General features: G+C 60.1%; 14 protein-coding genes. 10 read left to right on the forward strand and 4 right to left on the reverse strand.

What is annotated here, in order from left to right; genetic code table 11:
* Positions 1 to 61 precede the first annotated feature (61 nt).
* The 8 genes from QRN61_RS12410 (at position 62) to QRN61_RS12445 (ending at position 12,711) form a co-directional block, all read left to right on the forward strand.
* Positions 62 to 2,983, forward strand: a complete 2,922-nt coding sequence (locus QRN61_RS12410; protein WP_285373896.1) for a TonB-dependent receptor — start codon at positions 62 to 64, stop codon at positions 2,981 to 2,983.
* A 269-nt stretch (positions 2,984 to 3,252) separates the two neighbouring features.
* The gene (locus tag QRN61_RS12415; protein ID WP_027613694.1) at positions 3,253 to 3,729 is read left to right on the forward strand and encodes an MbcA/ParS/Xre antitoxin family protein; all 477 of its coding nucleotides are present in this window, start codon (positions 3,253 to 3,255) and stop codon (positions 3,727 to 3,729) included.
* A complete protein-coding gene (locus QRN61_RS12420) occupies positions 3,726 to 4,229 on the forward strand; it encodes an RES family NAD+ phosphorylase (RefSeq protein ID WP_027613695.1) in 504 nt (167 codons plus the stop codon). The genes QRN61_RS12415 and QRN61_RS12420 overlap by 4 nt, the downstream gene beginning before the upstream one ends.
* 116 nt (positions 4,230 to 4,345) lie before the next feature.
* Positions 4,346 to 6,988, forward strand: coding sequence for a TonB-dependent receptor (locus QRN61_RS12425; RefSeq protein ID WP_285373897.1), 2,643 nt, complete (start codon positions 4,346 to 4,348; stop codon positions 6,986 to 6,988).
* Between the two features lie 223 nt (positions 6,989 to 7,211).
* Positions 7,212 to 9,062 (forward strand): extracellular solute-binding protein, encoded by a 1,851-nt coding sequence (locus QRN61_RS12430; protein WP_150368413.1) that lies wholly within the window; start codon positions 7,212 to 7,214, stop codon positions 9,060 to 9,062.
* On the forward strand, positions 9,049 to 10,113 hold the full coding sequence (locus QRN61_RS12435) for a microcin C ABC transporter permease YejB (RefSeq protein WP_103366933.1): 1,065 nt from the start codon (positions 9,049 to 9,051) through the stop codon (positions 10,111 to 10,113). Before QRN61_RS12430 ends, QRN61_RS12435 begins: the two co-directional genes overlap by 14 nt.
* Complete coding sequence (locus QRN61_RS12440; protein WP_285373898.1) at positions 10,113 to 11,135, forward strand: ABC transporter permease; 1,023 nt, start codon at positions 10,113 to 10,115, stop codon at positions 11,133 to 11,135. The genes QRN61_RS12435 and QRN61_RS12440 overlap by 1 nt, the downstream gene beginning before the upstream one ends.
* Position 11,136: 1 nt before the next feature.
* Positions 11,137 to 12,711 carry an ABC transporter ATP-binding protein gene (locus QRN61_RS12445; RefSeq protein ID WP_285373899.1) on the forward strand — a complete coding sequence of 525 codons (1,575 nt, stop codon included), beginning with the start codon at positions 11,137 to 11,139 and terminating at the stop codon, positions 12,709 to 12,711.
* 233 nt (positions 12,712 to 12,944) lie between these two features.
* Here the strand turns inward: QRN61_RS12445 and QRN61_RS12450 are convergent, their stop codons facing one another.
* Together QRN61_RS12450 and QRN61_RS12455 are read right to left on the reverse strand one after the other, a co-directional pair.
* Positions 12,945 to 13,262 carry an SCP2 sterol-binding domain-containing protein gene (locus tag QRN61_RS12450; RefSeq protein WP_027613701.1) on the reverse strand — a complete coding sequence of 106 codons (318 nt, stop codon included), beginning with the start codon at positions 13,260 to 13,262 and terminating at the stop codon, positions 12,945 to 12,947.
* A gap of 62 nt (positions 13,263 to 13,324) precedes the next feature.
* Positions 13,325 to 14,035 (reverse strand): histidine phosphatase family protein, encoded by a 711-nt coding sequence (locus QRN61_RS12455; RefSeq protein WP_027613702.1) that lies wholly within the window; start codon positions 14,033 to 14,035, stop codon positions 13,325 to 13,327.
* Between the two features lie 204 nt (positions 14,036 to 14,239).
* Here QRN61_RS12455 and sohB point away from each other — a divergent pair, with 204 nt between their 5' ends.
* Both sohB and QRN61_RS12465 read left to right on the forward strand, forming a co-directional pair.
* Complete coding sequence (gene sohB / locus QRN61_RS12460; RefSeq protein WP_285373900.1) at positions 14,240 to 15,271, forward strand: protease SohB; 1,032 nt, start codon at positions 14,240 to 14,242, stop codon at positions 15,269 to 15,271.
* 187 nt (positions 15,272 to 15,458) lie between these two features.
* On the forward strand, positions 15,459 to 20,282 hold the full coding sequence (locus QRN61_RS12465; protein ID WP_285373901.1) for a dermonecrotic toxin domain-containing protein: 4,824 nt from the start codon (positions 15,459 to 15,461) through the stop codon (positions 20,280 to 20,282).
* Between the two features lie 24 nt (positions 20,283 to 20,306).
* Here QRN61_RS12465 and QRN61_RS12470 read toward each other — a convergent pair whose 3' ends face one another.
* Both QRN61_RS12470 and QRN61_RS12475 read right to left on the reverse strand, forming a co-directional pair.
* On the reverse strand, positions 20,307 to 20,801 hold the full coding sequence (locus QRN61_RS12470) for a DUF934 domain-containing protein (protein ID WP_098964198.1): 495 nt from the start codon (positions 20,799 to 20,801) through the stop codon (positions 20,307 to 20,309).
* Entirely contained in the window at positions 20,785 to 22,443 is a 1,659-nt protein-coding gene (locus tag QRN61_RS12475) for a nitrite/sulfite reductase (protein WP_027613706.1), read from the reverse strand. Before QRN61_RS12475 ends, QRN61_RS12470 begins: the two co-directional genes overlap by 17 nt.
* Between the last annotated feature and the right edge of the window lie 490 nt (positions 22,444 to 22,933).

Consider the following 22,933-nt stretch of genomic DNA (forward strand, 5'->3'; position numbering starts at 1 on the left):
CTATAAAAAGCGCCGGCCCGCTGCTCATTCCCTGCAGACGCCTTCAACAGGGAAGCCCTTGATGATTTCATTCAAACAACAATTACCGCGCCTGACCCTCGCCGCCGCACTGGCGATGGGGCTGGGGCCGATCGCGGTGTATGCGCAGGATTCTGCGGCCCAGGTCTACACCTTCGACATCGCCAGCGGCCCGTTGGATGAGGTCTTGCTGGACATCTCACGCCAGACCGGCGTACCGATTTCCTTCAGCCAGAATCTGGTGCAAGGCAAGCGCAGCAGTGCGGTACGCGGTGCGTTGGGCGGGCGTCAGGCCGTCGAGAAGGCATTGCGCGGCAGCGGCTTGCACGTCGAGCAAAGTGCCCAGGGCCTGAGCGTGCGTGAAGGCGCGGCGAGTACGCCGGTGGCGGCCAAAGTCAGCGCTGTGGCCCCAGCCACCAGCGCCGATTACCGCATGGAAAAAGTCACCGTCACCGGCTCGCGAATCGCCCGTGCGCAGAGTGATGGCGCGACCCCGGTCAACGTCATCACCCATGAAGAAATGGAAGCGCGCGGCTACAAGAACGTCTACGACGCCTTGGCAACGCAGACGCAAAACACCGGCATGACCCAGGGCGAGGACTACGGCAACACCTGGCAGCCAGCAGCCAGCGCAATCAACCTGCGTGGCCTCGGCCCCAATCACACGCTGGTGCTGATCAACGGCCGGCGCGTCGCCGATTACCCGACGCCATACGATGGCAAGGTCAACTTCACCAACCTGGCGAATATTCCCTCGGCAGTCATCGACCGTATCGAAATTCTCAGCAGCGGCGCCTCGGCGATCTACGGTTCGGACGCGATTGCCGGGGTGGTCAACATCATCCTCAAGAAGCAGATCAATGGCATCGACGTCAATCTCAAGGGCGGCACCAGCGAGCGCGGCGGTGGCGACAATCAGCGTCTGCAAATCAGCGGCGGTGGCAGCTGGGGCGACTTCGACGGCTTGTTCGGCCTGGAGCTGACCAACCGCGATCCGATCTGGGCCGATGATCGCGGCTTCATGCAGAGCGGCCCGCTGGCGGATGTCGGTTACCGTCGCGACCTGAGCAACAACCGCTACCTCGGCCCCGGTTGCGGCGCCTATCAAGGCACCTTCGACAACAAGCTGTTGAACAACGCGGGTCGTTGCCGCACCGATCAGATGTACAACGATTACTGGACGATCCAGACGCAAAAGGAAAACTACGACGGCTACACCCGCGGCACCTGGCACTTCAGCGACAGCGGTCAGGTGTTTGCCGACTTGATGTATGGCCTCGATCACATCCAGAACAACACCCGTGGCCCGACTTTTACTTCGCCGGACTTCATCAACCAGAACAGCGGCAATCTCGAGCGCTGGTATCGCCGTTACGGTGAAGAGGAAATCGGTGGTCGCACCAGCAACAACAGCAAGTGGACCGACACTTCATGGACCGGCACCCTCGGCCTCTCGGACAAGATCGCCGACACCGGCTGGAGCTACGATCTGGCGGCCAACCGTTCGGAATATCGCAGCGTCAGAACCACGCGCTACACGCCGCTGTCATCGATTCAGGATTTCTACCTCGGCCCGCAATTGGGCGTGAGTGGCGGTTATCCGGTGTTCGCCCCGGACGCCTCGCGCCTCGATCGCCCGCTGACGCCACAAGAGTGGGAGCAGTTTCGCAGCAACCTGACCCAGCGCAGCAAGTCGGTTTCCACCAGCTACAACGCCTCGATCAATGGCGACTTGTTTGACCTGCCGGCCGGCCCGGTCGGATTCGCCGGCGTGCTGGAAGCGGGCAAGCAGGAATATCGCGTCGACCCGGATGACGCTCTGAATAACGGCACCTTTTATGGCGTGAGCCCGGCGCAAAGCTCCGGCGGTTCGCGCAAGCGCTACGCGGCGGGCGGCGAGTTCAGTATTCCGGTCACCGACACCGTGCTGGCCACCGCCGCCGGGCGTTGGGACCAATACAAATTCAGCGGCCGCAGCGAGCAGCAGAAAACCTATAACCTCGGCCTCGAATGGCGCCCGATCACCAGTCTTTTGCTGCGCGGCAGTTACGGCACCAGTTTCCGCGCGCCGGACCTGAACTACATCTACCAGTCCGACAGCAACGGTTACTACCCGGCGCAGATCGACTACTACGGTTGCAGCCAGGGCGTGCAGGGTGCGTGTGATCGCGGGCGGGTCGACTACACCCAGAGCGGCACCCCGGATCTTGAGTCCGAACGCGGCAAATCCTGGACCTATGGTTTTGTCTGGTCGCCCTCGCGCAACTTCGATTTCTCCACCGATTTCTGGCGTGTAGAGATCGACGATCTGCTGACTACCGTCGACGAAAACCGCCTGTTGCAGCAAGAGAACGAATGCCGCAACGGCACCCAGGACATCAAGTCGGCCAACTGCCAGTCGACCCTGGCGCGCATCGACCGCAATCCGGGGAATGCCGCCATCGATCCGAATCAGTTGCAACGAGTGCGGGTCAATGCGATTAACGCCGCCAGCGAGCGGGTCAGCGGTCTGGACTTCAAGAGCAACATCCGCTGGGGCGCCGGGCAGTACGGCGCGTTCAGTTCGGCGCTGGGCTATACCCTGGTGCTTTCGCATTTCTACAAGGAATCCGACGAAGCGCCGACTCAGGACTGGCGCACATCGCGGACCAATTACGACTGGCGCAGCAAGGTCAACGCCAGTCTGACCTGGGATTACCAGAAGGCCACGGCGACGCTGATGGGCATTCGCTACGGTTCCGTGACCAACGGCGCGGGTGACGGGCGTCTGTCGCCATGGACGGTGTTCAACGCCAGCGCGCGCTACAAGCTCAACGACCGCGCCAGCGTCGGCCTGACCGTGAACAACGTGCTCAACCAGATCAAACACGATGACTCGGCTGGCTGGCCGTATTACCCGACCGGTAACTATGACCCGTACGGGCGGCAGTGGTGGCTGGATGTGAGTTATCACTTCGGCAGTTGAGCGCGCGGTATTCGTGGGTAATGTCCTACGGAAACAGGTCTGGATTTCGCAGAAACGGGGATATTTCCGACGACATTCTCAGGTTGGTCGTCGGAAGCGCGATCTATAGCATCGGACATGACATTGAAGTCGTAAACGGCTTGGACGCTCAGGCCTCTGATAACGGATGGATTATGCGAACTCCCCACCTCGAATACGAAACGCCTGCTTATTCCCATCGCCTTCACTGGCGCACCGATCGTGCCAGATGCCCCATGGAGGAGGTCACGATGCCCAGCGTCAAGGTACCCCGGCTGACGGGGGTGAAGAGGGCCGAGGGCAGACCTGTCGACTTGCTCGTGAATGGCCGGAACATAGGTGACGATGCCTTTCTGATCGTTGACCTGACCGACGAAGGTTTTGAGCTGAACGATGTCGTCAACATGCTTTCAACCTCTGAGCTTTATCTGCAAGGCGACATGGTCAAACGCATCACCGGCAAGTCGGTCAGCACCGTACGCCGATTACTGAAGGAAGGTAAAACGGTACGGCTTGACCCGCAGCAGAGCGTCGTCGCCTACCAATATGCCTTGGTGCTGGAAAAGGCCACTCGCGCCTTCGGAAGGCAGTCACGGGCCGAGGAGTGGCTACGCAAGCCCAGCACCTACCTGAACGGTCGCGTACCGGTGGAGTTTATTCGGCATTCACTGGGGTTTCAGATGGTGGAGCAGTATCTGGGGCAACTGATATACGGGGTTTACACATGAATCCCTTGCCCTGGGACGAGCACTGGTATGCCTGGCGGCTGGACCCCGAGGTTTATGGCGGGACGTGGGACAGCGGGATGGGTTCGAATCTCAATGGTGGCCGATGGAACATACCCGGGCGGCGAGTCGTTTATGCATCAGTCGATCCGTCGTCGGCCATTCTGGAGGTGGCAGCCAATCACAGCTTTGATGCGCTGGACAGTGAACCTTATGTGCTCACGTGTTTTGAGGTCGTCAGCGAAGCAAAAGTGAAAATCGTCCAGCCGGAGGATGTGCCGAATCCTTATTGGTTGAGCCCCGCCAAGCCTTCCCCCAATCAACAATTGTTCGCCGATGCGTTATTGGCAGAGCATCCGTTTGTACTGATCCCCTCGGCGGCAACCCGGCACTCGTGGAATCTGCTGGTGAGCTGCGAGTTGGCGGAGGGGCAGTTCAGGATGGTTTCCCAGGAGCGATTCGGGCTGGATACACGGTTGCTGAGGGAGATGGAGCTGGCTTGATCCACACCTGCCATTTTTTGCATAACCTCATCACCCAACGGTCTAAATCGGGCTCTATAAAACGCTGATGTCCATTGCACATCCCTGCATAAACCAAAACGCAGGGATGGCTGTTCATGATCCATTTTTCACCCGTTAGATCCCGTTTGAGCCTGGCCTTGCTGCTGGCGATCAATACCTTGCAGGCAGTCGCTAGCGACGAACCCACGACCCAGTTGCAACGGGTAGAAGTCACCGGCACGGCGATTCGCCGGGTCGATGCGGAAACCGCGGTGCCGGTCACCATTCTGCGAGTTGAAGAACTGCGCGAGCAGGGGGTGAGCACCACGGAAGAACTGGTCAGCCGGATTTCCGCCAACCAGTCCTCGGTCGGCTCCGGTCGTTCGGTGGGTTCGAGCAGCGGTGGGGCGTCGTATGCCGATTTGCGCGGTATCGGCCCGAACAAGACGCTGGTGCTGCTCAATGGTCGGCGGCTGAGCAACAACGCGACCAATGCGATCAATGGCTCCGGGGTTGACCTGAACACCATTCCGTTCGCCGCCATCGATCGTGTCGAAGTGCTGCGTGATGGCGCCTCGGCGCTGTACGGCACCGATGCGATCGGCGGGGTGATCAACTTCATCACCAAGACCAGCCTCACCGAAGGCCAACTGAGCACCAACTACGACACGCCGACCCATGCCGGCGGTGGGGAAAGTCGTAACTTCAGCGGCAGTTGGGGCTTCGGCGATTTGCAGGATGACCGTTTCAACGTGTTCGGCGTGGTCAGTCATGACAAGCAGCAACGCCTGGCTGCCGAAGACCGTGATTACACCTACAACTATCAGCCCGGACGCGGCCTCGATTACACCTCGGGCACCGCATCGCCGGCCAACTGGAGTCAGGGCAGCAACGCTACCAATCCACTGGCCAGTTCCGGCTGCAACGCCCCGGGCCTGCTGGCGCGCAATGGCATCTGCCGCCAGAGCCTGTGGAACTACCTCGATCTGGTGCCGGAAACCGAGAAGACCTCGGCTTTCGCCAAAGCCACCGGCAAGCTCGCGGATGATCACAACGTCAGCCTCGAATACTTCTGGGCACGCAACGAAAACCGCACGCAGATCGGCCCCGGTACGCTGATGGGCAATCAGGTCAATCCCGGCACGACGTTCTATCCCGGTAACGGCATTACCCCCGGCCCCAACGGCTTCGCCCTCGACCCGACGCAACCGGTGGATGTGAACTGGCGCGAAACCGCCGTTGGCGCGCGCCAGCATGAAGACGACAACACCGGCCAGCGTTTGCTGTTGAGCTTCGATGGCAGCGTGGTGGGTTGGGACTACAACGTCGGCGCGTCGTACAACCAGAACAAAGTGGTCAATGCCATCGAGGCCGGCTACGTCAACGACCGCGCCGTCAGCGCCGGTATTGCCAACGGCATCATCAACCCGTTCGGTGCGCAGACTGCTGCCGGGCAGGCACTGCTGGCCGCCAATTCCGTAGACGGCGATTACGGCACGGCGGTCGGCCGCGTGAAGGCGATTGACGGGCGTGTCAGCCGCGAGATCGGTGACTGGTTCGGCGCCGGCCCTTCGGCACTGGCGCTGGGTGGCGAATACCGCAAGGAAGATTTCCATCAGGACTTCGCCCAGTTCGCCGCCGATGTGCAGAGCCTGGGTGTCGACCCCAATGCCAGCGTCACCGGGGATCGCAGCGTCTCGGCGCAATACGCCGAGGTCAACGTGCCGGTGCTCGACAGCCTGGAATTGTCCGCTGCCGTGCGCCACGACAAGTACAGCGACTTCGGCAGCACCACCAACCCGAAGTACTCGTTCCGCTTCCAGCCGTTCAAGGAACTGGTGGTGCGCGGCGCCTACAGTGAAGGTTTTCGCGCACCGTCGTTGTATGAGCTGTACAACCCGAACTTCACCACGTTCACCGTCGCCAACTACAACGACCCGCGACTGTGTGCCGGTGGCAACCCGAGTAACGGCGGGATCGCCAACCGCGACTGCGCCCAGCAGTTTTACAGCCGCACCGGTGGCAATACGGACCTCAGTCCGGAAACCGCGCGCAACGTCACCCTCGGTTTCGTCTATCAGCCATTCGAGCGCCTGAGCACCGGGCTGGATTTCTGGTGGATCAACATCGCCAACCAGATCGCCGAATTCCCGGAATCGGCGGTGTTCGAGAACCCGGAGCTGTACCCCGAGCGCCTGGTGCGCAAGCCGGACGGCTCCATTGATCACATCGTCACCGGGCTGGCCAACCTCGGCAAGATCAAGACCAATGGCGTCGACGTCAGTTTCGACTACCGCTTGCCGAGCACCCCGTACGGCAACTTCGGGATCGGCCTGCAGGGCACTTATGTCAGCCGTTACGAGTACCAGCAGCAGCTCAAGGGCGACTACATCGACAAGCTCGGCGATTTCCGTGGGGGCGACTTTTCCTCGGCCGGTGCCGTGGCCCGCTGGCGCCACAGCCTGACCGGCAGCTGGAATTACGGCCCCTACGGTATCGCCCTGACCAACCGCTACACCAGCGGTTACCACGACTCCGACCGCGAGACCCACGATTACGTTGGCTCGTACAACGTCTGGGATCTGGCCGGCACCTACACCTGGCGTAAAACCCTCAGCGTGACCCTCGGCGCGAAGAACCTGTTCGACCGCGAGCCACCGTTCAGCAACCAGACCTACACCTTCCAGAGCGGCTACGACCCGAAATACGGCGACCCGTTCGGGCGGACGTTGTACACGCGGGTCAATTACAAGTTCTGAGATTGCCCAGAGGCGGCGGGTTTTAGTCACTTATTGATCTAAGCCTGCCCTATAAAAATCGCCGGCCTGTTGCACATCACAGGTAGGCAGAAGGTTTGGTGATTGTTCGGGCCTCATCGCTGGCAAGCCAGCTCCCACAGGGATTTGTGAACACCGCAAAACGTGTGGGAGCGGGCTTGCTCGCGAAGAGGCCAGTAGCAACACCTTGTGAAAGGATCTGCCAATGCTATCCAGGCTCATTCTGCTCAGCGCTTTTGCGCTCTCAAGCCCCTTCAGTTGGGCCGCCCCACAACCCGCCCTCACGGTCTACGGCGAAGCCCCCAAATACGCCCCGGACTTTCAACACCTGGCCTACGCCAACCCCAACGCCCCCAAGGGCGGGACGCTGCGCCGCTCCTCACTGGAAAGCGGCCCGTTCGATCACCTGATTCCGTACATCGACAAAGGCACCGGCGTCGCCGACATCGACGGCTGGCTCTACGCGCCGCTGGCCTATCGCAGCAAGGACGAACCCTATAGCGTCTACGGTCTGGTGGCGCAGCAGATGGAACTGGATGCGGATCGTCGCTGGCTGCGCTTCTACCTCAATCCCAAGGCCCGGTTCGACGACGGCACGCCAATCACTGCCGAAGACGTGCGTTACACCTTCGAACTGTTCACCACTCAGGGCAGCCTCAAATATCGCCAGCAGTTTCGTGACGTCGCCGACGTGGTGGTGGAGTCGCCAACGCAAGTGCGCTTCAACTTCAAGAACAACGACAGCCGCACCTTGCCGCTGGATCTGGCGACGCTGCCGGTGCTGCCCGAACATTGGTGGCGTACGCGCAACTTCGCCGAGGGCGCCGGTTTCGAGATCCCGCCGGGCAGCGGCCCGTACCGGATCAGCGCGGTGGATGCCGGGCGCAGCGTGAAATTTCAGCGCGTTGCCGACTGGTGGGCCAAGGACCTGCCGATCACTCGCGGCCTCTATAACTTCGATCACTTGAGCGTGGAGTTCTTCGCCGACACCGATGTTTCCCGGCAAGTGCTCAAGGCCGGTGGCTTCGATTACAACCGCGAGTTTTCCGCGACCAGCTACACCATCGGCTATGCCGGCGCGGCGCTGGAGCAGGGCAAATTGCTTCGCGAACATCTGGCGCCGGGTGCTGCGCAAGGTTCGCAGGGTTTCGTGTTCAACCTGCAAAAACCGATGTTTCAGGATCGTCGGGTGCGGCAGGCGATCGCCATGCTCTGGGATTTCGAATGGAGCAATCGGCAAATGATGCGCAGCATGTACCTGCGACAGCGCAGTTACTTCTCGCACAGCGCATTGGCGGCCACCGAGTTGCCGGACGCCGAGGAACTGAAAATCCTCGAACCGTGGCGCGGCAAAATCCCCGACGAGGTGTTCACCGAGGTCTTCGAAGCGCCGAAAACCGACGGCAGCGGCAACATCCGCGCCGAGCAGTTGCAGGCCTTGAAGCTGCTGGAAGCCGCCGGCTGGAAACCCCGTGGTGATCAGTTGGTGAATGCCAATGGCGAGCCGCTGCAGTTCACTTTTCTCAACGGTCAGAAGGGCTTTGAACGGCTGCTGCTGCCGTTCAAGCGCAACCTGGCGCAGATCGGTATCGGCTTCGATATCCGCCAGGTCGACACCGCGCAATACACCAACCGCGTGCGCAACCGCGACTACGACATGATCGTGGTCGGCTACCCGGTGAGTCAGGCGCCGGGGCGCGAGATGTTCAATTACTTCGGCTCCGACGGCGCCGACGATCCCGGCTCGAACAACTACATGGTGCTGCGCGATCCTGCGGTCGATGCCTTGCTCGAAGGGCTGGTGCAGGCCGACAACCGCGAAAGCCTGCTGCGCCATGCCCATGCCCTGGATCGGGTGTTGCAGTGGGGTTACTACTGGATTCCCAATTACTACCCGCCGGGAATTTCCACGGTGTGGTGGAACCGTTTTGGTCGTCCGGCGACGGCGCCGTTGTATGACGCCGGACTCGATACCTGGTGGGAAATCAGCCCGACCGCGCTGACCGCCACGCAGATGCAGCAACAGCAAAAGGAGTACGCCCATGTTGGGTTATAGCCTGCGGCGTCTGCTGCTGATCGTGCCGACGTTGCTCGCCATTCTGCTGGTCAACTTCGTCATCGTGCAGGCCGCGCCGGGTGGCCCGGTGGAACAGGCGATTGCCCGGTTGCAGGGCATTGGTGTCGGCGCGGCGGTGGGCGGTGGTCATGTCGAAACCATCGGTGGCGAATCCCGCGCCACCCGGGGTCTCGACCCGAAACTGGTGGCCGACATCGAGCGCCAGTACGGCTTCGACAAACCGGCTGATGAGCGCCTGTGGCTGATGCTCAAGAGCTACGCGCAACTGGATTTCGGCCAGAGCTTTTTCCGCGGTGCCAGCGTCACCGAACTGATCTGGCAGAAGCTGCCAGTGACCTTGTCACTGGGCTTGTGGGCCACGTTGATCACTTACCTGGTGTCGATTCCGCTGGGCATCCGCAAGGCCGTGCACAACGGTTCGGCGTTCGATGTCTGGAGCAGCGTGGCGATCATCGTCGGCTACGCGATGCCGGGGTTTCTGTTTGCTCTGCTGCTGATCATCGTATTTGCCGGCGGCAGCGCGCTGGACTGGTTTCCGGTACGCGGACTGGTCTCCGACAACTTCGCCGAGCTGTCGCCGTGGGCCAAGGTCGCGGACTACTTCTGGCATCTGGTGTTGCCGGTCACCGCGCTGGTCATCGGTGGATTCGCCACGCTGACCATCCTCACCAAAAACAGCTTTCTCAACGAGATCTCGCGGCTGTATGTGGTGACGGCGCGGGCCAAGGGCCTCAGCCAGCGCCAGGTGTTATACGGCCACGTGTTTCGCAACGCGATGCTGCTGGTGGTCGCCGGATTACCGCAGGCACTGGTGACGGTGTTTTTCGGCGGCTCGCTGCTGATCGAAGTGATCTTCTCGCTGGATGGCCTCGGTCGCCTGAGTTACGAAGCGGCGGTGTCCCGCGATTACCCGGTGGTGTTCGGTTCGCTGTTCATCTTCACCCTGTTCGGCCTGCTGATAAAACTCCTCGGCGACCTGTGCTACACGCTGGTCGACCCGCGCATCGACTTCACCGCGAGGACTGCCTGATGCTGACCTTATCTCCCATAGGACAGCGCCGTTGGGCGCGATTCAAGGCACATCGACGTGGCTGGTGGTCACTGTGGCTGTTTCTGCTGCTGTTTGGCCTGAGCCTGGGCGGCGAGCTGATCGCCAATGACAAACCGTTAATGGTCGAGTATCAGGGCCAGTGGTATTTCCCGGCGTTCAAGCGCTACACCGAGCAGGATTTCGCCGGCGAACTGCCGTTCCAGCCGGACTATCGCAGCGCGCAGGTGCGGCAACTGATCGAGGGGCAGGGCGGGCGGATGTGGTTTGCGCCGATCCCGTTCGGTTTCGATACGGTGAATTACGACCTGACTGAACCGGCACCGAGTCCACCGAGCGCCGAGAACTGGCTCGGCACCGACGATCAGGCGCGGGATGTGCTTGCGCGGGTGATCTTCGGTACGCGGGTGTCGCTGCTGTTTGCCTTGGCACTGACCGCCGCCAGTGCGCTGATCGGCATTGCGGCCGGTGCCTTGCAAGGCTATTACGGTGGCTGGGTCGATCTGCTCGGGCAGCGGTTGCTGGAAGTGTGGTCGGGGCTGCCGGTGTTGTATCTGCTGATTATTCTGTCCGGGTTCGTCGAGCCGAATTTCTGGTGGTTGCTGGGGATCATGGCGCTGTTTTCCTGGCTGAGTCTGGTCGATGTGGTGCGCGCCGAGTTCCTGCGCAGCCGCGGTCTGGAATACGTGAAAGCCGCGCGGGCGCTGGGTGTCAGCGACGCGCAGGTGATCAGTCGGCACATCCTGCCCAACGCAATGAGCGCCACCCTGACCTATTTGCCGTTCATTCTTACCGGAGCGATCGCGACCTTGTCGGCGCTGGATTTTCTCGGTTTCGGCATGCCCGCCGGCAGCGCTTCATTGGGCGAATTGATCGGTCAGGGCAAGAGCAATCTGCAAGCGCCGTGGTTGGGGCTGACGGCATTTTTTGCCCTGGCGCTGATTCTTTCTCTGTTGGTGTTCATCGGTGAGGCTTGCCGAGATGCCTATGATCCAAGGACTTGAGATGAGCGAAAACCTGATCGAAATCCGCGACCTGCGTGTGGCATTCAATGGCCAGCCAGTGGTGCATGGCATCGACCTCGATATTCGTCCGGGCGAATGCCTGGCACTGGTCGGCGAGTCCGGCTCGGGCAAATCGGTGACCGCCCACAGCATCCTGCAATTGCTTGACCCGAACATCACGCGGATCGACGGCAGCATTCGTTATGCCGGGGAGGAGCTGCTCGGCGTGCACGAGCGCTATCTGCGCCAGTTAAGGGGCAACCGCATCGCGATGATTTTTCAGGAACCGATGAGTTCGCTGAATCCACTGCATACCATCGAGCGGCAACTCGGTGAGAGCCTGGCGTTGCACAAAGGCCTGGCCGGCGCGCAAGCCCGTGAACGGATTCTTGAACTGCTCGAACTGGTGGGGATTCAGAAACCGCGCGAACGGCTCAAGGCCTATCCGCATCAACTCTCCGGAGGTCAACGCCAGCGGGTGATGATCGCCATGGCGCTGGCCTGCGAGCCGCAATTGTTGATCGCCGACGAACCCACCACGGCGCTGGACGTGACGGTGCAGCGCAGGATTCTGTTGCTGCTTAAAGAGCTGCAACAGCGCCTGGGCATGGCGCTGCTGATTATCAGCCATGACCTGAATCTGGTGCGCACCATTGCGCAGCGGGTGGCGGTGATGCGCAGTGGGCGGATCGTCGAGCAGGCGTCGTGCGAGCAACTGTTCCGCGCGCCGCAGCATCCTTACAGCATCGAATTGCTCAACGCCGAGCCCGGGGGCGAAGCGCTGTGCCGGGATGTCGCGCAGGACTTGTTGCAGGTGCGCGATCTGAATGTGCGTTTTCGCCTGGGCGGCGGTTGGCTGCGGCCGAAGAATTGGCTGCAGGCGGTCAAGGGCATTGATCTGAACCTGCAGCGCGGCAAGACGCTGGGGATTGTCGGCGAGTCGGGCTCGGGCAAGTCGACCTTGGGTCAGGCGATTTTGCGCCTGATCGACGCCGAGGGCAGCATTCGCTTTGCCGGTGAGGCGCTGGAGCAATTGAGCGGCAAGCAGCTGCGGCCGCTACGCAAACGCCTGCAAGTGGTGTTTCAGGATCCGTTCAGCAGTCTCAGCCCGCGCTTGTGTGTGGAGCAGATCATTGCCGAGGGCTTGCAGGTACATAGCGACTTGAATGCTGCCGAGCGTGAGCAGGCGGTGATTGATGTGCTGCGCGAAGTCGGTCTCGATCCGGCGACCCGACATCGCTATCCGCACGAGTTCTCCGGTGGCCAGCGACAACGGATTGCCATCGCTCGGGCGCTGGTGCTCAAGCCTGATTTGATTCTGCTCGATGAGCCGACCTCGGCACTGGATCGCACGGTGCAGAAGCAGATCGTTGCTTTATTGCGGCGGCTGCAGGAAGAGCATGGGCTGACTTATCTGTTCATCAGCCATGACCTGGCGGTGGTGCGGGCGTTGGCTCATGACCTGATAGTGATGAAGGATGGCGAAGTCTTGGAGCGTGGCGAGACCAGTGCGCTATTCAGCGATGCGCAGCATCCGTATACGCAGGAGCTGTTGGCGGCATCATTTGCTGGGTGATGACAGTTCCAACGTAGAAGAAGGTGCATGCTGCAGTTTATGGAGCACCACGTGACCTATGTGGGAGGGGGCTTGCTCCCGAAAGCGGTGTGCCAGGCGGCAAACGTTGTGGCTGATCCGACGCCTTCGGGAGCAAGCCCCCTCCCACCTATGGCCAGTTTATGACGAAACCTGGGAGTCAGACGCAAAAATCCCGCCACAGGGGCGGGATTTTCTTCAAACCGAACCAAGTCTTACGACGGGAACAGCTCGGACAGTTTCATCGACAGCATCATGTCGCCTTCAACGCGCAGTTTGCCGCCCATGAACGCTTGCATGCCGTCGGTTTCACCGCTGACGATGTCTTTCAGAGTTGCGCTGTCCAGTACCAGGGTGCAGTTGGCGTCCGGGTTTTCACCTTCCTGGATGTCGCAAGTACCGTCTTTGACGATCAGCGCGTAGTGCTTGTCTTCGTCGGTGATGTTGAAACCGAAAACCAGATCCAGACCGGCAGCAGCGGCTGGGTTGAACTTGGCTTGCATCGCTTTTACGGCATCAGCTACGGAGGTCATGGTTCGATCCTTTCTTGGGTTAGGCGCTGGTTGATTACAGCAAGGGTCACAATTATCCGGACTCAGCGGAAAGTGATGAGTTCCGGAGCCTTCAGCAGTTGCAGGTGTGCGTGACTGTTGAAGGAGGCCAAAGCCACCTCGCGACCGCGGAACTTCAGCTGGTTGAGCGAGGTGTTGACGATTTGCCAATTCAGTTCAAAGGCCTGCCGGGCAGGCATCTGGGTAATCAGGTGGAGCAGGGCGGTGATGGTGCCGCCGGAGGTGAACACGGCGATTTTCTGGTTGCCGTCGGCCTGTTCGAGGATCCGGTGCAGTCCGGCCTGTACCCGCTCGACGAAACCCAGCCAGCTTTCCAGCCCGGGGGTGTCGTAGGTGCCGGCCAGCCAGCGCTCGATGACCAGGGCGAAGATACGCTGGAATTCGGCGCGGTTCTGCGCCGCGTTGCGCAGGATGTCGATGGCTTCCGGCTCGTCCTCGAGCATGGCGGGGATCAGGGCGCGGATGATCGCGTCGGCATCGAACTCGTTGAACGCGGAGTCGGTCTCCAGCGTCGGTACCGACAGGCCCTTGGCGCTGAATTGCTCCAGCGCACTGCTGGCCGTGTGCTGCTGACGACGCAGGTCGCCGGCCAGGCAGCGATCAAAGCGGATTCCCAGCTCGGCGAGGTGCTGGCCGAGGACTTCTGCCTGGCGCACACCGATGGGCGACAGGACGTCATAGTCGTCTGCACCAAAGGAGGCCTGGCCATGTCGAATCAGATAGATGCTGCCCACGTCCGCGTCATCCCGGTACGTTGAAGGTTTGGCGAGGTTATGAGGATGAAAGAGTGCTGTCAATGAAAAAACATACGCTTGTTTGAAATGCTCGTTACAGGCCTGTTGCCAGAGGTTTCACGGCTGGCCGACGAGGCGGCGCATGGGTATGCTGGAACCATCCCGCGCGTGTTTTGCATCCGCGCATTGTTTTAAGGAGTCTCTGTGGAGTTTTTCACCGAATACGCCAGCTTCCTGGCCAAGACCGTAACGCTGGTGGTCGCCATCCTGGTGGTGCTCGCCAGTTTTGCTGCATTGCGCAGCAAGGGCCGGCGCAAGTCGGCGGGGCAGTTGCAGGTCAGCAAGCTCAACGATTTCTATAAAGGCTTGCGTGAACGTCTGGAGCAGACCCTGCTCGACAAGGATCAGCTCAAGGCCTTGCGCAAGGGCCAGGCCAAATCGGAAAAATCCGAGAAGAAGCAGAAGAACAAACCCGAGAGCAAATCCCGGGTGTTCGTGCTCGATTTCGACGGTGACATCAAGGCCTCGGCCACTGAAAGCCTGCGTCACGAAATCACCGCACTGCTGACCCTCGCCACGCCCGAGGACGAAGTGGTACTGCGTCTGGAAAGCGGCGGCGGCATGGTGCACAGCTACGGCCTGGCGTCTTCGCAACTGGCACGTATTCGCGAAGCCGGCGTGCCGTTGACCGTGTGTATCGACAAGGTCGCGGCCAGCGGCGGTTACATGATGGCGTGCATTGGCGAGAAGATCATCAGCGCGCCGTTCGCGATTCTCGGCTCGATTGGTGTGGTGGCGCAGTTGCCCAACGTCAACCGTCTGCTGAAAAAGCACGACATCGATTTTGAAGTGCTGACCGCCGGTGAGTACAAGCGCACCCTGACCGTGTTCGGCGAAAACACCGAGAAAGGTCGGGAGAAGTTCCAGGAAGACCTGGACATCACCCATCAGCTGTTCAAGAACTTCGTTTCCCGTTATCGCCCGCAACTGGCCATCGACGAAGTGGCCACCGGTGAGGTCTGGCTTGGTGTTGCAGCGCTGGACAAACAACTGGTCGACGAACTCAAGACCAGCGATGAATACCTGGCAGACCGGGCGAAGAAAGCCGAGGTTTATCACCTGCATTACGCCGAGCGCAAAAGCCTGCAGGAGCGCATCGGCATGGCTGCCAGCGGTTCAGTGGATCGCGTGCTGCTGAGGTGGTGGAGCCGCTTGACCCAGCAACGCTTCTGGTAAGAAAAGGCCAAAGAAAAACCCCTTTCACTGTAACGGTGAAAGGGGTTTTTTTATGGTGGCGGTATATATGTATAGTTTGAGTTTGAATAGTTGATTCGAACTTGAAGTTTTTCATCGGCAATTCGCGCTTTTATAAAAAGGCCTGCTCGATAAGCTGTTGCTACTTTCAGTTTTCGAGATATTCAGTATGTCTTCCTTACCTGTACAGGCTGTCGCGCCTGTATTAACACCCGAACAAAAAGGCATGTTCTTTGAGTTAATCAAGAACAATGCTCCCGGCTGGCTGCTGTCGGCATCGGATGAACTGCGTCAGAAACTTTACCAAAGCATGATGGCCAGCCATCGCGCCCAAAGTGAAGTGGACCCGTTTCTGAAGACGCTCAAGTCGCCCGAAGCATTTTGCGCGCCGTTACTGACCAGCGCCATGTCGCAAAAGCTCGGCAACTCGCTGGATATCAGCGGGGTGATTTTTCAGCATGTGCGCTCTACCTCCAGTCTGTTGGGCTTGCGCAGGAAACTGGTGTTGCCAGTCGATCGGGATCTGCTCACGGCCGCCTGCGAAAACTTCGAACTCCGTGAGACTCAGGCCACAAATTATAACGATACCTCCTTGATCTATATTCCCGAGAAAGTAACCGGTCGAGAAGCGCATATATTATCGATCCAGCCCCATGAATTTGCGCTGTTGTGTCGAACCCTGGACTTGGGCCAGCAATATCAGACTCATCTTCGTGCGGTCTTCAATGTGGATGCCGAGGCCAATCCGTTGCGCAGCAAGTTTACTGCGAACTTGCGGTGTCGCTTCGAGGTGGATCGGCACGTCGCATTGCTGAAGAAACACATCAGTGTCGAAGTGCATGAGATGTTGCAGGCAGTCAAGGATAACCAGGACACGCTCAAACTGGGCAACAACACCCTGGGTTATCAGGGCTTGCAGATGCTGGGTGTCACACTTAACGGTGTGCTGTTTATCGGCCCGGTGAGTGAGCACGCCGATGACGACTATCGATGCGTTGTTTACCTGCCAGGTGATCCGTTGCACCCGCTCAAGGAGTATTCATCCTTCAGCGATTTCGAGAAACAGTTGAGCCAGCGGTTGAAAGGCGCAGCGTTTCGCCAATTCTTCATGCGCTTCATCAAGATCAGTGAGCGCGCAGCGTGGGTGACCGAACTCGATGGGCGTCTGTATCCGCACAGTCATTCAATCCTGCCTCGTGCCGCGTTCTACGTGACGTTGTCCGGCATCGATTTTGCGGGCGACCCGTTCACCCTGATGTATCGCCAGCACGCCGAACAGACCATGGCCGACGCTCGGCTCGTAGTGGTCCCAACCGACGATGAAGACGAGAAAACCCGGCTGGCCCGACTGGACACCTATAAGGCCATCGGGGTCGACCTGCTGTTGGTCGCTGTATCGTTCATACCTGTAGTCGGAGAGGCTCTGTTGGCGGTGACCGCGGTGCAGTTGCTCTCGCAGGTCTATGAAGGGATTGCCAGTTGGTCCAGAGGCGAGCAGGAGCAGGCGACGGATTACTTTTTCGATGTCGTCGAAAACCTGATCCTGATGGCGGCTTTCGCTGCGAGTACCAGGGCGGTAGGCACAGCGTTCAAAGTCGTCAGGTCATCGGCTTTTATCGAGCGCTTGCGCATGGTCAAACTGGCTTCAGGGCAGCCTCGCCTTTGGAAGCCTGACCTGCACGTGTATCAACAGCGTCGGGCCTTGCCTGCCGGAGTGCGTCGCGATGGCCGCGGCTTGCGTTGGGTTGATGGCCAGGCGTACCTGACGCTCGATGATCTGCACTATGCAGTGCGCCCCGAACCTCAGACCGGGCTGTGGGAAGTGCAGGCGCCGCCGGAATCGGCGAGCCGCTATGCACCGCTGCTCGAAACCAACGATCGGGGTGCCTGGCGTCATGACAGCGAGCTGGTTCAGGACTGGGATCGATTGAAGCTGCTGCGCCGCTTCGGCCATCCCCGCGAGGAGCTGTCGGATGCCAGTGCGCTGCAGGCTCTGGCTGTCTGCGGTATCGAAGACAGCGTGTTGCGTCAGATCCATGTAGATCGCGGTCATCCGCCGGCCTTGCTGCTCGACACGGTGTGGAGATTTCGCGCCGATGCAGCGGTGACGGAGTTTATCGAGCAACTGCAGATCCCGTTGTCGGCCCCCATGGCGGATGCTGACCTGCAATTGCACCTGCTGACGACATCGGCCAGTTGGCCGGCAGCCTGCGCCATTAGTGTCGTCGATGCAGCGGGCACGCCAATCAATCGTTATGGCGCAACCCACGCCACCACGATCCTGAAGATAACTCAGCAGGATGTGCATCGGGGGAAACTGTACCGTTCTCTGCTGGCTGCACTCGGCAGCCAGCGGCGCAAGAACTTGCTCGGCTTGACGAGCCAGGATTCGGCGGTTCAGACGCGCAAGCTGGTGCAAATCATCGGCGAGCAGGCACAAGGTCGACGGGAGCCGTTGTTCCAGCGAATCTATCGACGCCGCGAAGCGCCGAGCAATGGTCGGGTGGCGTTTCTGGTGAAGACCTTTGCCGATCTGCCTGCCAGTGTTGCCGAGGAGTTGGCGGGCAGTGCCCTGGATGGCGAAGCGCAGGAGCTGGACGCTGCCCGCGTACCATTGCGGCTGGCGCAGGAGGTGCGCCGCTATCAACAGGCGATTGCTGTGTGTCGAGCCTATGAAGGCCTGTACCTGGAGAGTGGCGGTGGTCACAGTACCAATCGCCTGGTGCTCGATACCCTTGAACATTTGCCGGGCTGGTCAGGGGCTTCAGCGATCGAGATACAGGAGTGGTCGGGCAGTCACGGCAGTGTTGCAACGACGGCGTCAAGCTCATCCAGTGAGCGGGTGATCATCAATGTGTTGGCGAACCGCATCAGCGTTCTGCAGGGTACTGATGCTGCGCTGAAAACATTTTCCGGGCGCACCCGCGAGCATTATTTCCAGGCCCTCTGGCATGGGTTGTCGGCGCAACGCAAGGTCGCGTTGGGCCTGTCGATCGAGGCCGGGGCGAACGGGCTACGGGAGAAAATCACCGAGCTTGCCATGCAACGGCGAACAACGTTTGCCAGGACCATGGGCGAACGTCCCGGCGACTATTCGCCGATGGCCCTGGCTGACCGGCCCCCGGCGGGGCCATGGGCGAACTCAGGTGTGAGCGTTTCAGTGATGGTGCGCCGTATTCAGGAACTCTACCCGGCCCATTCCCCTGCACAGATCCATGCGCTACTCAACGTCTTGGGCCGCAATGAGATCCTGGTGCTGATGAAACTGGAATTGCTGCGCCTGGAGTTTCTCGGTATTCGCGAAGTCCTGAGTCGTTGGGTGACGCGGCAAACGCAGTACAACGGGATCGATGGCTCATTGCTTGATGTTCCACAGTCGGCGAAGTCCCGGGCCATGCGCGCGATCATCCGCTGCTGGCGCAGAGAACCGGGGGCCTCGGGCGACGCGCCACCCGACACCTTGATTTTCGCCCCGGAGCCGTTGGGAGAGTTGCCAGTGCTGGTCGGGGATTTCAGCCACGTCACGCATCTGATCATGGACGGCACTACGCCGCTGGGGCTGACGGCATTTTTGCGTCATTTCAGAAATTTGCGCAGCCTTTCCCTGAGGGGGAACCAATTGACCCAGTTACCGGTGACATTGGAACGCATGCCCTGGCTGACGCATCTGGATCTGAGCGAGAACCGTATTCGTCTATCTTCTGCATCGGTGCCGTCACTGGCGCAATTGAAAAAGCTGCGGGTGCTGAGCCTGGACTTCAATGTTGATCTTGCGCATGCCCCGGATGTCAGCTCACTGCCGGATCTGGAAAGACTGCGCTTGCGCGGTTGCGCAATCGATCATTGGCCCGAGGGAACCACCGGTTTGCAACGACCGCAACTGATCGATCTGCGCGATAACCAGATAAGCACGGTGCCGGAGGCGGTACTCAGGGCTCCGTTGGTGGTCACCCGCGCCGTTCGCCTGATGGGTAACCCCTTGTCGCCTGACTCTTTGCGACAGATTGCGACGTATCAGCAGGCGAACAGCGTCAGTTTCGGTGTAATGGCCCGGGTCTATCAACACCAGCCGCTACCCAGCGTGTCGTATGAAGGTCAGAGTGCGCGCTGGCTGACCGGCAGACCTGCCGTCGAAGCGATACCGCGTAGCGTTACCTGGGAGGCGGTAAGGGCAGCGCCCGGCTCGCGGGATTTCTTCAATGTACTTTCACAATTGATCCACACGGCCGATTACACCCGGTTGTACCCGTATTTCAGCCAGCGTGTGTGGAATGTGGTCGAGGCGGCCGCTGAAGACACGCGGTTGCGCAGCGAATTGTTCCGCACGGCGCGCGTCGCCACCAGTGTCGATGGTTATTCCGCGGTGTTCAGTGAGATGGAAGTCCAGGTTCTGTGTTACCGAGCCACGGTCGCGGCCGGGATCGATGGCGCGCCGCTGGAGCGGCAATTGACGCATTTGCTCAGAGGCTTGTTTCGCCTGCAAACGCTGGAAGAGCGCACCTTGGAAGAGATCAACGCCCGCGCCCAACCGAGTGTCTACGAGCACGCACTCGAATTCAGTCTGGCCTATCGGGTGGGACTGGCGGGACGGCTCGATCTGCCGGGACAGCCAAGGGCGATAAGCAGCCCTTTGAATGTCGAGGTCTCGCAGGTAGAACTGGATCAGGCCAATCAGGCCGTGCTGCGTATTGAAGGGTCTTCGGCGTTTCCCGAATGGTGTATCGGCCAGCGATTCTGGGTCGAATTTCTCGAATCGGCGAATCCCGACGCTTTCGCCCTTGTCTATGTTCGGACCTCGCGGGCCTTGGCGCGTCTGGAGGAGCAGGCGGAGCTGACGCGCGACCAGGCAGCGGTGCAGATGAACGCGATTCACGACAATTTCAGAAATGAACGTCAGGCGCTGATTCGCCAACTCACCGATCAGGCACTCGCGCGCCATCCGGCCAATGAGCTGGCCAGTTCGGATACAGAAGAGGAGGGAAGTACGCCTTGAGCAGGTGCTCAAGGCGTATTCGAGTCAGCGGCGACGGAACAGCGGCAGCGGTTCGTCAGTGGCGGCCTGGTAGGTCACCGAGAAGTCTTTCAGGCTTTCCAGTGCCTCGTACGGGTCCTTGTCGGCGCGCAGGGCGAACGCATCGAAACCGCAACGGTGCATGTAGAACAGCTGATCGCGCAGCACATCGCCAATCGCCCGCAGTTCACCTTTGAAACCATAGCGGTCGCGCAGCAGGCGGGCGTTGGAGTAGTTGCGGCCATCGGTGAAGGCCGGGAAGTTCAGCGCGATGACCTGGAACTGCGCGACGTCGTCACCGATTTCCTCGGCTTCTTCATCGGCGTCCAGCCACACACCCAGCCCGCCGTCGCGGGCCTTGAGCGCGTGAGCATGATCGCGCCACAGGGCCAGCGGCACGATCAGGTCGTCGCAGTTGGAGATACCGTCGAGGGTCGCGTCCTTGGGCAGCAAGTGCCAGGTTTCGTCGACCACCTCGTTGTTCTTAATGATTCGCTGCATAGACGCGTTCCTTGAAGAGGTCGATGCCAATACGCTGGTAGGTGTCGATGAAGCGCTCGTCTTCGGTACGTTGTTCAACGTACACGTCGATCAGCTTCGAGATCACGTCCGGCATGTCGTCCTGGGCGAAGGACGGGCCGAGGATCTTGCCCAGGCTCGCGTCACGGCTGGCGCTGCCACCGAGGGACACCTGGTAGAACTCTTCACCTTTCTTGTCCACCCCGAGGATGCCGATGTGGCCGACGTGGTGGTGACCACAGGCGTTCATGCAACCGGAGATGTTCAGGTCCAGCTCACCGATGTCGAACAGATAGTCCAGGTCGTCGAAACGGCGCTGGATCGATTCGGCGATCGGGATCGACTTGGCGTTGGCCAGCGAGCAGAAATCACCGCCCGGGCAGCAGATGATGTCGGTCAGCAGGCCAATGTTCGGCGTGGCGAAACCACCTTCACGCAGCTCGCCCCAGAGGGTGAACAACTGGCTCTGCTCGACGTCGGCGAGAATGATGTTCTGCTCGTGGGACGTGCGCAGTTGACCGAAACTGTAGCGCTCGGCCAGATCGGCGACGGCGTCGAGCTGCTTGTCGGTGATGTCGCCCGGCGCAACGCCGGTCGGTTTCAGCGACAGGGTCACGGCCACATAACCCGGCTTCTTGTGCGCCAGGGTGTTGCGCGAGCGCCAGCGGGCGAAACCCGGATGCTCTTTGTCGAGTTCGGCAAGAGCAGCCGTCTGGTTCTCCAGCGCCTTGTAGTCCGGATCAACGAAGTGTTTGGCGACGCGATGCAGTTCGGCTTCGGTCAGAGTGGTCTGGCCACCGCGCAGGTGTTCCATCTCGGCATCGACTTTCTGCGCGAACACTTCAGGGGTCAGCGCCTTGACGAGGATCTTGATCCGCGCCTTGTATTTGTTGTCGCGACGGCCATAACGGTTGTACACCCGCAGGATGGCGTCGAGGTAGCTCAACAGGTCCTGCCATGGCAGGAATTCGTTGATGAAGGCGCCGACCACCGGGGTACGGCCCAGGCCACCGCCGACCAGCACACGGAAGCCCAGCTCGCCGGCGGCGTTGTGGACCGGCTCCAGGCCGATGTCGTGGACTTCGATGGCCGCACGGTCAGCGGTCGAACCGTTGACGGCGATCTTGAACTTGCGCGGCAGGTAGGCGAATTCCGGGTGGAATGTAGTCCACTGACGGACGATTTCGCACCATGGGCGTGGGTCGATCACTTCATCGGCAGCGACACCGGCGAACTGGTCGGTGGTGACGTTGCGCAGGCAGTTGCCGCTGGTCTGGATCGCGTGCATCTGCACGGTGGCCAGTTCCGCGAGGATGTCCGGGATGTCTTCCACCGCCGGCCAGTTGAACTGCACGTTCTGCCGGGTACTGATGTGGGCGTAGCCCTTGTCGTAGTCACGGGCAATCTTGGCCATCATGCGCACCTGACGGGAAGTCAGTTGGCCGTAAGGCACCGCCACGCGCAACATCGGCGCAAAACGCTGGATGTAGAGGCCATTTTGCAGGCGCAGGGGGCGGAATTCTTCTTCGCTCAGCTCGCCTGCCAGATAGCGTCGGGTCTGATCACGGAACTGCTTGACGCGGTCCTCGATGATCCGCTGATCGTACTCGTCGTATACGTACATATAAGTCCTGTTCTCAGGCTTTGGGCTACTCGGAAAACGCTGCGTTTTCGCTTGCTGGAGTCCGATGGTGCCTCGGCAATTACGCGCGCACGGCCGCGCACTCCCTAACGGAGCCGGGGCAATATACCCGTTTGCAGTTATGCGCAAAAGTGATGTTTGAGTATATGTAAAGAACCAAATCGCCTAACGAGAATAGTTGTTGATTAACCCACATTTGTCGCGGGGACAATCATCGTCTTAACTGTGATCGAGTCTTTCTGCAATCACCGATAAAACCGACAAGAGGCGATGCAATGAGCAATCCGACCAAGGCAAGAAAAAGCGATAGCAGTGTCGATGCATGGGCCATTCTGTTCCTGATTATTCTGGTAGTAGGGACGGCGGTATTCTGGGTCAGTCATCAGTAAACGACCGATCCGGGTCCGCTTCCGACGATTGTCGGACAAAAAACGGGATCAGGCGTCAATAGCCGCTGATAGGGGGCTATAAT

It is taken from the genome of Pseudomonas sp. lyk4-TYG-107, from assembly GCF_030209055.1.
In the GTDB taxonomy this organism is placed as follows: Bacteria; Pseudomonadota; Gammaproteobacteria; order Pseudomonadales; family Pseudomonadaceae; genus Aquipseudomonas; species Aquipseudomonas putida_A.

Coding starts and splice junctions, on each gene's coding strand:
- QRN61_RS12465 (WP_285373901.1), top strand. CDS start 15,459: ATGTCTTCCTTACCTGTACAGGCTGTCGCGCCTGTATTAACACCCGAA.
- QRN61_RS12440 (WP_285373898.1), top strand. CDS start 10,113: ATGCTGACCTTATCTCCCATAGGACAGCGCCGTTGGGCGCGATTCAAG.
- QRN61_RS12445 (WP_285373899.1), top strand. CDS start 11,137: ATGAGCGAAAACCTGATCGAAATCCGCGACCTGCGTGTGGCATTCAAT.
- QRN61_RS12475 (WP_027613706.1), bottom strand. CDS start 22,443: ATGTACGTATACGACGAGTACGATCAGCGGATCATCGAGGACCGCGTC.
- QRN61_RS12420 (WP_027613695.1), top strand. CDS start 3,726: ATGAATCCCTTGCCCTGGGACGAGCACTGGTATGCCTGGCGGCTGGAC.
- QRN61_RS12415 (WP_027613694.1), top strand. CDS start 3,253: ATGCCCAGCGTCAAGGTACCCCGGCTGACGGGGGTGAAGAGGGCCGAG.
- QRN61_RS12470 (WP_098964198.1), bottom strand. CDS start 20,801: ATGCAGCGAATCATTAAGAACAACGAGGTGGTCGACGAAACCTGGCAC.
- QRN61_RS12450 (WP_027613701.1), bottom strand. CDS start 13,262: ATGACCTCCGTAGCTGATGCCGTAAAAGCGATGCAAGCCAAGTTCAAC.
- QRN61_RS12425 (WP_285373897.1), top strand. CDS start 4,346: ATGATCCATTTTTCACCCGTTAGATCCCGTTTGAGCCTGGCCTTGCTG.
- QRN61_RS12410 (WP_285373896.1), top strand. CDS start 62: ATGATTTCATTCAAACAACAATTACCGCGCCTGACCCTCGCCGCCGCA.
- QRN61_RS12435 (WP_103366933.1), top strand. CDS start 9,049: ATGTTGGGTTATAGCCTGCGGCGTCTGCTGCTGATCGTGCCGACGTTG.
- QRN61_RS12430 (WP_150368413.1), top strand. CDS start 7,212: ATGCTATCCAGGCTCATTCTGCTCAGCGCTTTTGCGCTCTCAAGCCCC.